This is a genomic window from Sphingomonas faeni, from assembly GCF_023195535.1.
Lineage (GTDB): Bacteria > Pseudomonadota > Alphaproteobacteria > Sphingomonadales > Sphingomonadaceae > Sphingomonas > Sphingomonas faeni_B.
This window is the reverse complement of record NZ_JALPNF010000002.1, coordinates 376,843-389,766: the sequence shown is the minus strand read 5'-3', so window position 1 is coordinate 389,766 and position 12,924 is coordinate 376,843. Positions and strand designations below refer to the sequence as shown.

7 protein-coding genes are annotated in these 12,924 nt (G+C 66.0%); 5 read left to right on the top strand and 2 right to left on the bottom strand.

All coding sequences use genetic code 11. From position 1 onward, the window contains the following. Positions 1 to 130: 130 nt before the first annotated feature. From SPHN_RS18505 to SPHN_RS06215, 4 genes are read left to right on the top strand one after another with little or no spacing between them, the layout of a single operon-like run. Positions 131 to 769: a CerR family C-terminal domain-containing protein gene (locus tag SPHN_RS18505; protein WP_248521993.1), complete on the top strand. Its 639-nt coding sequence runs from the start codon at positions 131 to 133 to the stop codon at positions 767 to 769. Further along, positions 766 to 1,929 carry an HlyD family secretion protein gene (locus SPHN_RS06225; protein ID WP_248521991.1) on the top strand — a complete coding sequence of 388 codons (1,164 nt, stop codon included), beginning with the start codon at positions 766 to 768 and terminating at the stop codon, positions 1,927 to 1,929. Before SPHN_RS18505 ends, SPHN_RS06225 begins: the two co-directional genes overlap by 4 nt. Position 1,930: 1 nt before the next feature. Continuing rightward, positions 1,931 to 3,565 (top strand): DHA2 family efflux MFS transporter permease subunit, encoded by a 1,635-nt coding sequence (locus SPHN_RS06220; protein ID WP_248521989.1) that lies wholly within the window; start codon positions 1,931 to 1,933, stop codon positions 3,563 to 3,565. After that, complete coding sequence (locus SPHN_RS06215; RefSeq protein WP_248521987.1) at positions 3,565 to 5,028, top strand: efflux transporter outer membrane subunit; 1,464 nt, start codon at positions 3,565 to 3,567, stop codon at positions 5,026 to 5,028. The genes SPHN_RS06220 and SPHN_RS06215 overlap by 1 nt, the downstream gene beginning before the upstream one ends. Positions 5,029 to 5,833: 805 nt before the next feature. On the opposite strand, the gene acnA is transcribed toward SPHN_RS06215, so the two are convergent. Continuing rightward, complete coding sequence (acnA, locus tag SPHN_RS06210; RefSeq protein ID WP_248521984.1) at positions 5,834 to 8,518, bottom strand: aconitate hydratase AcnA; 2,685 nt, start codon at positions 8,516 to 8,518, stop codon at positions 5,834 to 5,836. Between the two features lie 260 nt (positions 8,519 to 8,778). Next, a complete protein-coding gene (locus SPHN_RS06205; RefSeq protein ID WP_248521982.1) occupies positions 8,779 to 8,958 on the bottom strand; it encodes a hypothetical protein in 180 nt (59 codons plus the stop codon). A 311-nt stretch (positions 8,959 to 9,269) separates the two neighbouring features. Between SPHN_RS06205 and SPHN_RS06200 the strand changes: the two genes are divergently transcribed. Further along, positions 9,270 to 12,797, top strand: coding sequence for an autotransporter outer membrane beta-barrel domain-containing protein (locus SPHN_RS06200; protein ID WP_248521980.1), 3,528 nt, complete (start codon positions 9,270 to 9,272; stop codon positions 12,795 to 12,797). Positions 12,798 to 12,924: the final 127 nt, after the last annotated feature.

The window sequence follows — 12,924 nt, the reverse complement described above, 5'->3', positions numbered from 1 at the left end:
CTCTCGTCAGGATGACGGAGTGATTGCGGGATGATCAGCGTGACAAGCCGACCCACCGACCCGCCGACACTCGCGCAACATGACATCTTCTTCATTAGGCTCATTCGTTCGATCGAACTAAACGCGCCGCGTGGTTCAGTCTCGACTCCTCGACATCGCGATCAGCGAATTCGGCGCCAAGGGCCTCGAAGGCGCCAGCACGCGCGGCATCGCCGCTGCGGCCGGCACCGCGATGTCGTCGATCACCTATCATTACGGTGGCAAGGAAGGGCTGTACCTCGCCGCCGCCGACCGGATCGCCGAGCGCATGACCGCGGTGATGGGCGACCCGGACGAGCTCGACCATGGCATCGCCGCGGACGACGCAGCCGGTGCGCGCGCGCAGATCCACCGCATCCTGGGCCGTCTCGCGGACAAGATGGCGAGCGCCGACAGCGCCGACTGGACGCTGTTCGTCCTGCGCGAACAGATGAAGCCGAGCGAGGCGTTCGAGCGGATCTATGGCGGCGTGATGGGACAGATGGTGCGCCGACTCGGCGAGTTCGTCTGCATCGCGACTGGCCTGCGCAACGTCCGCACCGCCCGGATCGCGACGATCACGCTGCTCGGGCAGGTGGTGGCGCTGCGATCGAGCCGCGCGACCTGCCTCAAACTGCTCGAGCGCGACACGCTCGAGCCCTCCGACATCCACGATATCAAGGCGCGGATCGACGCCAATATCGACGCCATTCTCGATTCGATGCGTGCTGAAGAACAGGGCCAGGCATGACCGACCAGACGAACCACTCCGACACCGACCACGACGATGAGGATCGTAAGTCCGACCCGAACGGCGAGGATCAGCAGTCCGACACGGACCGGCAGGACGAATCCGACGACGACAAGAAGCCGTCGGTGTTCAAGAAGCCGCTGTTCTGGATCATCCTCGTCATCGTCGTCGGCGGGCTGATCACCGGCGGCGTGCTCTACTGGCTGCACGCACGGCAGTTCGAATCGACCGACAACGCGTTCGTCGACACGCACATCGTCCGCCTTGCGCCACAGGTCGCGGGCACGCTGGTCCAGGTCGCGGACATCGACAACCGCCACGTCGAGGCCGGCCGCTTGCTCGCCGTCATCAAGGCATCCGGCCGCGACGCGCAGGTCGCCGAGGCGCAGGCGAATGAATCGCAGGCGCGCGCTCAGTTCGCGCAGGCGCAGGCGCAGGTCACCGCCGCCGAGGCGCAACGCCAGCAGGCCGCGGCCCAGGCGCGCGTGCCGATGGCGGCCGCGGTCAAGGCCCAGCAGGATCTGGCGCGTTATGAGGCTCTGCTCCGGCTCGATCCGAGCGCGGTCGCGGGCCAGCAGCTCGATCAGGCGCGCGCCACCGCGCGCCAGACCGCCGCCGATGCCGCCGCCGCCCGCGAGCAGATCGACACCGCTACCGCCCAGATCAGCGTCGCGCGCAAGCAGGTCGGCGCCGCGAAGTCGGTGATCGACGCCAAGCGTGCGCTGGTCGATCAGGCCAATGTCAGCATCAGCGATCTCCGCCTGACCGCACCGGTCGCAGGGCAGGTCGTCAACCGCTCGGTCAATATCGGCTCGTACGTCGCGCCCGGCACGCAGCTGATGGCGATCGTCCCCGACCAGATGTGGGTGACCGCCAACTTCAAGGAAACGCAGCTCACGCTGATGAAGATCGGCCAGCCCGTCGACATCCATGTCGACGCGTATCCCGGTGTCGACTTTAAGGGTCATGTCGACTCGATCCAGCGTGGCGCAGGCCAGGCGTTCGCCTTGCTCCCCCCGCAGAACGCGACCGGCAATTACGTTAAGGTCGTCCAGCGCGTGCCCGTGCGGATCGTGTTCGACGCGAAGAACGGCCCCGATCCGAAGCGCTATCCGATCGGTCCCGGCATGTCGGTGGTGCCGACCGTCAAGGTGCGCTGAGGTGGCAAAGGCGCCCGCTCGAAAAACTGGGGCGAAGGCGGACGCGGGCGGCGGCCATACCTGGTCGCCGAGCCGGTCGGCGGCGGGCAAGTACAGCCCGTGGCTGATCGTCGCGATCATCTCGATCCCGACCTTCATGGAGGTGCTCGACACCTCGATCGCCAACGTCGCGCTCGATCATATCTCGGGCGGGCTGTCGATCACCACCGATCAGGCGACGTGGGTGCTGACCAGCTATCTCGTCGCCAACGCGATCGTCATCCCGATCTCGGGCTGGCTCAGCGACGCGATCGGCCGGAAACGCTATTTCCTGCTGTCGATCGCGCTGTTCACGTTCGCCTCCCTCCTGTGCGGCCTCGCGCCCAACATCGGCACGCTGGTGGTCGCGCGCGTGCTGCAGGGCATCGGCGGCGGCGGGCTCGCGCCGGTCGAGCAGTCGATCCTCGCCGACACCTTCCCCCCCAAGCAACGCGGCATGGCGTTCGCCGCGTTCGCGATCGTCGTCGTCGTCGGCCCGGTACTCGGGCCGACGCTGGGTGGCTATATCGTCGAATATTCGAGCTGGCACTGGGTGTTCCTGATCAACGTGCCGGTCGGCATCCTCGCCTGGTTCCTGGTCGAGACGTTCGTCGACGAACCGGCGCAAGTGAAGAAGGACCGTGACGAGCGGTTCAAGAACGGCCTCACGATCGATTATATCGGCGTCATCCTGGTGGTGCTGGGACTTGGCTTCCTCGAACTCACCTTCGATCGCGGCGAGCGCGAGGACTGGTTCGCGAGCGGCTTCATCGTGATGTCGGCGATCATCGCCGCGGTGTCGCTGGTCAGCCTCGTCATCTGGGAGCTCAATCACAAGGACCCGGTGATCGACCTCAAGCTGATGAAGAACCGCAACTTCGCGCTGACGATCGGCATCATGGGCGTCACCGGCATGATCCTGTTCGGCACGACCCAGCTCATTCCGCAAATGCTGCAACAGGTGCTCGGCTACAGCTCGCTCGATGCCGGCCTCGCGCTGACCGCGGGCGGCTTGGCGACGCTCGTGATGGTCCCGTTCGCGGGGCGGCTGAGCGGCGTCATCGACGTCCGCTTCCTCCTGTTCCCGGCGTTGCTCGTCCAGGCGTTCGCGCTGTGGAACATGAGCCATCTCAGCGCCGACATCGCGTTCTCCGATGCGGCGTTCGCACGGCTGTTCCAGGCGATGGCGTTGCCGTTCCTGTTCGTGCCGATCAACGCGATCGCCTATGTCGGGCTCAAGCAGACGCAGACCGCGCAGGCCTCCAGCCTGCTCAACGTCTCGCGCAATCTCGGCGGCACGATCGGCATCTGTTTCGCGCAGACCCAGCTCGCCGGCGGGTTGCAGCGCCACCAGTCGGAACTGACGCAGACGCTCAACCCGCTCGATCCGAACTATAACGACTGGATGCAGAAGGCGGCCGGCGCATTCGCGGGGCAGGGCGATCCGTCGACCACGCCGCTGGCCGTACTCTACAGCCAGATGCAGCGGCAGGCGACGATGCTCGCGTTTCTCGACGTGTTCCGCGCGATGATGGTGGTCGTGTTGGTCGTCGCGCCACTGGTTCTATTCATGCGCTCCGGCAAGACCGGCAGCGCGCCCTCGGGAGGGATGCATTGATGCGTGCGCGGTTCATGGTGGTTGCGGTCGCAGCCCTGCTCGCGGGGTGCACCGTCGGCCCGAATTACACGCCGCCCGAGATGGCGGTGCCGCCGGCGTTCGTCGGGCCGCAAGCGAGCGTTGGTGCTTCGGTTGACCCAGCCCGCTGGTGGTCGGCGTTCGGCGATCCGCAGCTCGACGGCCTCGTCGAACGCGCGCTGAAAGGCAATCCCGACATCGCGATCGCCGCCTCGCGCGTGCGACAGGCGCGGTTGCAGGAGATCGTCGCACGCTCGCAAGGGTTGCCGAGCGTCAACGCGAGCGCCAGCCCGAGCCATATCGAGTTCAGCAAGAATGCCGGCCTGTCGTCGATCGCACGCGCCTTTAGCGGCGGCACGGGGGCAGGCGGCACCGGCTCGACCGGCGGCATCGCGCTCCCCGGCAGCGGGATCACGACCTATTCGGTCGGCTTCGATGCGAGCTGGGAGCTCGACCTGTTCGGTGGCGTCCGGCGTAGCACCGAAGGCGCGCGGGCACGAACCGAAGCGGCGGTCTGGTCGAAGCGCGATGCCGCAGTGACGCTCGCCGCCGAAGTCGCGCAGGCGTATTTTGCGCTCCGGCTCGATCAGGCGCAGCTCGCGACGATCGAAGGCGAGATCGCCAATCAGCAACGCGCGCTGACGATCGCGGGCAATATCGCCAAGGTCGGCCTCGTCCCGCCGATCGACGTCACCCGCCAGCGTGCTTCGATCACCTCGACCCAGGCGCGCGCCGAGCCGGTCCGTGCCGATGTCGACGTCCGCATGCACGCGCTGGCGATCCTGCTGGGTGAGCCGCCCGCGACGCTGATGACCGAACTGGCCGCACCTTCGGCCGCGCCGCTCGGTGTGCCGACGATCCCGGCTGGGTTGCCTTCGGAGCTGTTGCGTCGTCGCCCCGACATTCGCGCGGCCGAACGCGATCTGGCTGCCTCTACCGCGGATATCGGCGTTGCGGTGGCGGATATGTATCCGAAGTTCAGCCTTACCGGCATGAGCCAGCTGATCTCGACCGCGCTCGGCAATCTGTTCTCCGGCGACAGTCTCCAGCTGACCGCGAGTGGGGCGGCGCAGTTCCCGTTGCTCGACTGGGGCCGGCGCAAGTCGACCGTGAAGTCGCGCGAGGAGGACCGCGAGCAGGCGTATCTCCGCTATCGCTCGACCGTGTTGCAGGCGTTGCGCGACGTCGAGGACCCATTGGCGCAGATCGCCGCCGAGCGCCGCCGGAACGCGGCGCTGCAACGCGCGATCGTCGATGCGCAAAGCAGTGCGAAGGCGGCGGAGTCGCAGTACCGCACCGGGTTCGTGGCGCAGAATACGTTGCTGGACGCGCAGACGGACGTGTTGACCGCGCGCGAGCAGCTGGTCGCGAGCGACGCACAGTTGCGCCAGCTGACGGTGGCGTTGTTCAAGGCGCTAGGCGGCGGGTGGGAACAGGCGGAGTAGCGCCACCGTCTGGGTGCATGCTGCGATCCCCGGATTAAATTATCGTCACGTCGATTCCGACATATCGCTGCAACATATCGGGACGAAAGGGTGTGTGTCGCCGCTCCCTCTCCCCCTGTGGACGGCGACTTGACTGGGTCTCCCCCTGTCCCGGTCTTCTCCCTGAACTACGGGGCGACCATCACGGTCGCCCCGCCTTTTTGTGTTCAGGGACAGGGCTCGAATGGCATTCGAGCGCCACGCGCCTGCCTTTCCCCGTCACGCCCCCCATATCCGTCACCCCAGCGAAAGCTGGGGTATCACTCGTAATGCGCGACGTTCGCCAAACCGGGATATTCCAGCTTCCGCTGGAATGACGGCAAGGCAAAAGTATCGCCTGTCCGTCATCCGCCGACACACCCATCCGCCATACCCGTCACCCCAGCGAAAGCTGGGGTATCTCTCGTAACGCGCGACGCTCGCCAAACCGGGAGATTCCAGCTTTCGCTGGAATGACGGCTGGGAACATGATCGACGCTTCATCGTCCGCCAATATGCGTCGTCCCAGCGAAGGCAGGCGAAGGCCGGCGACGGCAGACCAAAATGGCGACGGTAGGCGAAGATCTCGTCTTTCCGTCATCCGCCAACACACCCATCCGCCAAAACACGTCATCCCAGCGAACGCTGGGATATCCCTCGTGGTGGGCGACGCGAGCCTCACGGGGATATCCCAGCTTTCGCCGGGATGACGGGCGTTTCGGGTAGCTAACGGTCTGGACGGCAACGCGTCCGTCGTCCCGGATCGCTCCGGGACGATTTAGCAGTCTTATGCGGCCAGCTTGCGCAGGACGTAGTGGAGGATGCCGCCGTTGAGGAAATATTCCAGCTCGTTGACGGTATCGATCCGGCACTTGGTCTGGAACGTCTCGCTCGACCCGTCGGCGCGGGTCATCTTCACGGTGACGTCCTGACGTGGGCGGATGCTCGCGACGTCGACGATCGTGAACGTCTCCGAGCCATCAAGACCGAGCGTCTTGCGGTCCACGCCTTCAGCGAACTGCAACGGAAGCACGCCCATGCCGACCAGGTTCGAGCGGTGGATGCGCTCGAAGCTCTCGGTGATGACCGCGCGGACGCCCAACAAGTTCGTGCCCTTCGCCGCCCAGTCGCGCGACGAGCCGGTGCCGTATTCCTTGCCGGCGACGATCACGAGCGGCGTGCCGTCCTGCTTGAAGCGCATCGCGGCGTCGTAGATCGCCATGACTTCGCCGTCGTACTTCGACATGCCGCCTTCGACGCCGGGGACCATCTCGTTCTTGATGCGGATGTTGGCGAAGGTGCCGCGCATCATCACGTCATGGTTGCCGCGGCGGGCGCCATAGCTGTTGAAGTCCGCCTTGCTGACCTGATGCTCCTGCAGGAAGCGGCCAGCAGGCGAGTCGGCCTTGATCGAACCGGCCGGCGAGATGTGATCGGTGGTGATCGAATCGCCGAGGATCGCAAGCGGCTTGGCGTCGATGATGTCCTGCACAGGCGACGGCGTCATGCTGAGGCCCTCGAAATAGGGCGGGTTTGCGACATAGGTCGACCCTGCCCGCCATGCGTAGGTGTCCGAGCCCGTCACGTCGATCTCGCGCCACTTGGCGTCGCCCGCATAGACGTCGCCGTAGCGCGCACCGAACATGCCGGCGTCGATGTTGGCGTCCATCGTCGTGCGGACTTCCTCGTTGGTCGGCCAGATATCGCGCAGATACACGTCCTGCCCGTCCGAACCCTGGCCCAGCGGCGTCTCGATCATGTCGGTCGTGACGGTGCCCTTGATCGCATAGGCAACGACCAGCGGCGGGCTTGCCAGGAAGTTGGCCCGGACGTCCGGCGACACGCGGCCTTCGAAGTTGCGGTTGCCCGAGAGCACCGACGCGGCGACGAGATCGTTCTCGTTGATCGCAGCCGAGATCGCGGGCGCCAGCGGCCCCGAGTTACCGATGCAGGTGGTGCAGCCATAGCCGACCAGGTTGAAGCCGAGTGCGTTCAGGTCCGCGGTCAGGCCAGCCTTGTCGAGATAGTCGGTGACGACCTGCGAACCCGGCGCGAGCGAGGTCTTCACCCACGGCTTCGACTTGAGGCCGAGCGCGTTGGCCTTGCGAGCCACGAGCCCTGCGGCAACCAGCACCGACGGGTTCGACGTGTTGGTGCAGCTGGTGATCGCGGCAATGACGACGTCGCCGTCGCCGATGTCATGCTCGCGACCCTCGACCGCGACGCGCGCGGGCTGCTCCTTGTGGTAGAGCTTGTGGAGGTCGCTGTTGAACACCTCGTCGACCTTGTTGAGGCTGACGCGGTCCTGCGGGCGCTTCGGGCCGGCAAGCGAGGCGACGACGGTGCCCATGTCGAGCTCGAGCGTGTCGGTGAAGACCGGATCCTCGGCGTTCTCGTCGCGCCAGAATCCGTTGGCCTTGGCATAGGCCTCGACCAGCTCGACATTCTCATCGGACCGCGCGGTGAGGCGCATGTAATCGAGCGTCTTGTCGTCGATCGGGAAGAAGCCGCACGTGGCGCCGTATTCGGGCGCCATGTTGGCGATCGTCGCGCGATCGGCGAGCGTCATCGACGACAGGCCGGGGCCGAAGAACTCGACGAAGCGGCCGACCACGCCCTTGGCGCGCAGCATCTGCGTGACGGTGAGCACGAGATCGGTGGCGGTGATGCCCTCGTTCAGCGCGCCGGTCAGCTTGAAGCCGACGACTTCGGGGATCAGCATCGATACGGGCTGGCCGAGCATCGCGGCCTCGGCCTCGATCCCGCCGACGCCCCAGCCGAGCACGCCGAGACCGTTGATCATCGTCGTGTGGCTGTCGGTGCCGACCAGCGTGTCCGGGTACGCGATCATCGTGCCGTCGCCGTGGTCACCCGACGACGCCGACGACCATACGGCCTGACCGATATATTCGAGGTTCACCTGGTGGCAGATGCCGGTGCCGGGGGGGACGACCTGGAAATTGTCGAGCGCCTTGCTGCCCCACTTCAGAAACTCGTAGCGCTCGATGTTGCGCTCGTACTCAAGGTCGACGTTGTCGTGGAACGCCTGCGGGGTGCCGAACTCGTCGACCATCACCGAGTGATCGATGACGAGATGGACGGGGACCTGCGGGTTGATCTTCTCGGGGTTGCCGCCGAGCTTGGTCATCGCGTCGCGCATCGCCGCGAGATCGACCACGCAGGGGACGCCGGTGAAGTCCTGCATCAGCACGCGCGCGGGGCGATACTGGATCTCGCGGTCGCTGCGACGCTCCTTCTGCCAGTCGACGATCGCCTGGATATCCTCGCGCGTGACGGTCACGCCGTCCTCGAAGCGGAGCAGGTTCTCGAGCAGCACCTTCATCGAGAACGGCAGGCGGCTGATGTCGCCGAGCTGCTCGGACGCCTTGGCGAGGCTGTAATAGTCGTACGACTTGCCGCCGGTCGACAGGCTGGTGCGGGTCTTGAGGGTATCCTGGCCAATGGCAGTCATAGGGGTCCTTCCCGTGGGCGTCGGGCCGCCGGGCGCCGAGGGGAAAGCAGCCATATAGGCCACGCGGGCGCGTCGGGGACCGAGCGAAAAATGCTGTTACCGGAGGGGCCTTAGCAAGGGGGAGGGCTTCGGGGAAGGGTGCGGGGGCAAGATGATCGCACCAATCGCGTCGTCGTGCGAACCCGTCGAAAACCGCCGCGTCGCCGTGGTCGCGCCGCACGCCGCCGTCGCGGCCGCCTTGGACATCGCCCTGTTGGGCGTCACCATTCGGAATCGGGTTCGGGAGTTCGCCTGACGCGACTCGAGACTCGATCGGCATAGCGTTCGGCCAATCGCCGATGCGCGGACTTCGTGGCCAGATCCGTAGCGAGCCGGCAGGCGGTGCGTTCGGCCGCCTCGCGCATGACGCTGTAGGCGATTTCACGGGTTTCGATCATCATCGCAGGCACTCCGGGCGCTGCAAGCGGGAGCGTCGAGGCTCTCTGTCGCCATGTGCTCGCGGGCGTCCCTAGGCGATGGTCGAGCATAGCCGATCGCGCGCGCGGTTTCATGCGGAATCGCGGCGCCCGCTCGGGTCACTCGGATCGCTCCATCTGTCTGATCTGTGGCATAATTAGCGCAAATGTGACGGATTGTTACATTGCGTCGAATATCGAGCGTTCGTTCGTTGCGTTCTGAAAATGCGGTGCATACCCTCTCGCTCATCGCGCACGGTCCAGACGGTTCGGCGCAACTTGGGGGAATTCTTTCGATGAACACCGCATCCCTGCGTTCCATTTCGCGCGACGTGCGTACCGGTCTGCTGGCTTCCACGGCGTTGCTGGCATCGGCGTTCGTGCCGGGCGCCGCGACCGCGCAGGATCGTCCGACCGGCGTCGAGACGATCGGCTATGGCGGCTCGCTCAACCCGGCCGATCTGGTCAACGCGCCAAACATCGTCATTTCGGCCCCGGGTACGCCGACCACCGCGCAGGACGTGGCGGGCGGCGTCAACGGCATCGGCCAAATGGCGATCTCCACCGGCGGCGGCGGCCTCGGCCTGTGCACGGGGACGCTGATCAATCCGCGTACCGTCATCTTCGCGGCGCATTGCGTCAACGAGAACGGTGCCGGCACCGGCGCCCAGGACGCCTGGGCCTACGGATCGCAGGGCGGCGGGATTCCGATCTCGTTCGGGTTCGCCCAGGACAATCTCCCCGCGATCCGCGCATGGCTGCTGGCGACCACCGGCACCGGTGCTGCCAACCCGAACCAGTTCAAGACCAGCACCGCCAATTTTCTCTATAACGTCAACCAGGTCGTCTATAATGCCGACTCGCTGAAGCTGGGCTTGTCGCAGAACTTTCTCCAGGCCGATGTCGCCATCGCGACGCTGGATACGCCGGCGGCCAACGTCCCGACCTGGGCGCTGCTGCTGTCCGCGTTGCCGGCACCCGCCGCGATCAGCGAGACGACCGGTACGGGCTATCACGTCACGCTCAGCGGCTATGGGCGCAACGGACAGGGCGGCACGCTGACGGGGGATACCAACGGCGTCGATTTCCGCCGTCGTATCGCGGAGAACACGATCGGCATCCTCGGCTCGTTCGACGATCGTGACGCGTTCCTCTTCGGCTCCACCAGCGGCCTCCCGCAGAACCTCTACCAGCTCGATTTCGACGATCCCCGTCGCGGTACCGCAGCGGCCAGCCCGTTCGACTTCAACCTGTTCAAGGACGACGCGCTTCCCAAGGAAGGAACGACCGCGGGCGGCGATTCCGGCGGACCGTTGATCCTCGATCGGACCTTTGCCAAGCAGGTCGTGATCGGCGTGCTGTCGGGGGGTAGCCGGTTCTACGCCGCGCAGCCGTTCGGGGCGTACGGCACCGAAAGCTTCTACCAGCCGCTCTACCTGTTTTCCGACTATATCACCGCGAACAACCCGTATCGTTATGCGCAGACCAAGGCCGGCGACGGTCAGTGGACCGACGCGTCGCATTGGGTGACCGCGCTCGATCCCAACTACCAGATCATCGTCGACGGCCAGTTGGTCAACGGCGTGCCGACGACCACCGGCGCGGGGATTGCGGGCGACGACAACAAGTTCGGCCAGGTCTGTTTCCAGGCCGATTGCGTCGACGTGAAGACTGGCGTCCAGTCGATCAACGGCGTTCCCGTCACCACGACCGCGGACGCACCGGCGGCGGCGGCGGCCGTCGCCACGAAGGTGGCGGCGCAGGGCGTGGCGGCCGAGGGGCTGATCCTCGAAACGGTCGCGCATTCGGGCAAGGGCAGCGCGACCCTGTTGCCGGGCGCGGAAGACGTCGCACAGGCGGCCGGCGACACGGTCGGATTGGCGGTCTTGTCGCCCACGCTGGGCAACGGCCTGCCGGGCGCGACCAACTTCGTGCCGAACAACATCGATCCGGACCGCACGACCCAGCGCAGTGCGCGCTATTACGACGTGACGCTGTCGGCGGCGGGTACGACCACGCTTGGCTCCGCAGTGACGGTCGATAAGGTCACGGTCGCGGGCAGCACGGCGAAGCTGGCCGTGACGTCGGCGGGGTCGTTGACCAGCCTGATGACGATCAACCAGGTGACCGGTGTGGTCCAGAACGATGGCGTCATCTCGACGCCGGGCGATTACTTCATGCTGTCGGGCTTGCTGACCGGATCGGGCCGGATCAACACGCCGTTCTTCACCAGCGTCGCGGGCATGATCGCGCCGGGTACCACGGGGACGATCGGTACGCTGACCGTCGCGGGCAACGGCGTGCTTGCCTCGGCCAACAACCTGCTGGTCGATCTCGGGCCGAACGGTACCTCCGACAAGCTCGCCTTCGTCGCAACGACGTTCAATGCGGCCGGCGTGGCCACCAACGGCATTGCCAACCTCGGCGGTCGGGTCGGCTTCGCACCGGTCGCGGGCCAGACGATCCGGTACAACGACCTCTACACGATCGTGACCGCACAAGGCGGCATCAGCGGTTCGTTCGCTGCGGCGACTCCGCTCAGCGCGATCCTGACGCCAAGCTATGTCTACAGCAGCAACGCTGTGCAGGTGCGGATCCTGGCCGGCCAATACCGCAACGTTGTCGCGGCAACGCCGGTGCAGGGCGCCTATGCGCAACTGCTCGACCAGAACCGGTCGAACTACGCGGCATTGGGTGCGGTGTACGGTTCGCTGGATCTGCAGAACGCCGCGACGATCCGCTCGACGCTGGAGGGTCTCGCGCCGCGGGCCGAAACGCTCAAGTCGAGCCTCGGTATCGCCTCGATCGACACGATGTCGCGTTTCTACCGTGATCACATCGCGCAGATCGATACGCGTGGCGGCCTCGGCGGCACGCTCGCACTGATCGGCAAGCCGGTCCAGGTCGCGTCGCTGATGGCGAGCGACCTTCCCGGCGGGCAGGACACGATGAGCGATTCGAGCGGCACCGTGTTGCAGCAGGGTCGCCTTCCCGACGACATGAGCGGCTTCATCGCCGGCGGCTATATCGACGGCAAGAGCCGTTCGATGCCGGGGACGAACCCGTTTGGCGGGCACGACAAGTTCGACGGGTATTTCGCGGCGGCGGGTCTGGAGAAGCAGGCGGGCGAGGGTGGCGTGATCGGCTTCTCGTTCTCGTACACCAACACCGACGGCACGACCGCTGGCATCGCACAGCGCGCACGCGGCGAACTGTTCCAGGGTACGCTGTACGGCAAGCTTGAGACCGCATCGGGCATCGTCCTCGATACGCAGTTCAGCGCGGGCGCGTTCGTCGCCAAGACCGATCGCACAGTCGGCTTCGTCGGCACCAACTACCGCCTGCGTGGCACCGACAACGCGTTGACCGTCGTCAGCGAGGTCGGCCTCGGTAAGGCGTTCGACCTGTCGATGCTCAAGGTCGGCCCACGTGTCTCGCTCCGCGCGAGCCATATCGGCTTCGGCAAGTCGGTCGAGAATGGCGGCGGACCGGCCCTGTTCGTCGATCGCGACAGCTTCGACAGCCTGCAGGGACGCGCTGGCCTGTCGCTCAGCGGCGGCGGCTCGATCAGGCCCTATGCAGCGGCGAACTACGTCCACGACTTTCAGTCGACGCCGGGCGTGTTCGGCGCGAACTTCGTCGGCGGGATCGGACCGAACGCGCTGTTCGGGCTGGCCGGGCAGGACAAGAACTGGGGTGAGATCAGCGCCGGGCTGACGCTGGTCGGCGACCGGGTCGACGTGTCGATCGGGGCCGACACGACCGTCGAGCGCAAGGACGTCTCCAACCAGTCGTACAAGGGGTCGGTGAAGATCCACTTCTAACTGGCCCATCGGGCGGTTTTGTCGATCGGCCTGACCAGACGCGGTGCGCTCTCGAATTTCGGGAGAGCACCGCGACTGGTCGGGTTTAGCGTACCCAGTGAACACCTTGAATCGGCCAATTCCCCCT

Excerpts from the sequence above, each read along its gene's own strand:
- SPHN_RS06225 (WP_248521991.1), top strand. The coding sequence starts at position 766 with ATGACCGACCAGACGAACCACTCCGACACCGACCACGACGATGAGGAT.
- SPHN_RS06215 (WP_248521987.1), top strand. The coding sequence starts at position 3,565 with ATGCGTGCGCGGTTCATGGTGGTTGCGGTCGCAGCCCTGCTCGCGGGG.
- acnA (WP_248521984.1), bottom strand. The coding sequence starts at position 8,518 with ATGACTGCCATTGGCCAGGATACCCTCAAGACCCGCACCAGCCTGTCG.
- SPHN_RS06205 (WP_248521982.1), bottom strand. The coding sequence starts at position 8,958 with ATGATGATCGAAACCCGTGAAATCGCCTACAGCGTCATGCGCGAGGCG.
- SPHN_RS06200 (WP_248521980.1), top strand. The coding sequence starts at position 9,270 with ATGAACACCGCATCCCTGCGTTCCATTTCGCGCGACGTGCGTACCGGT.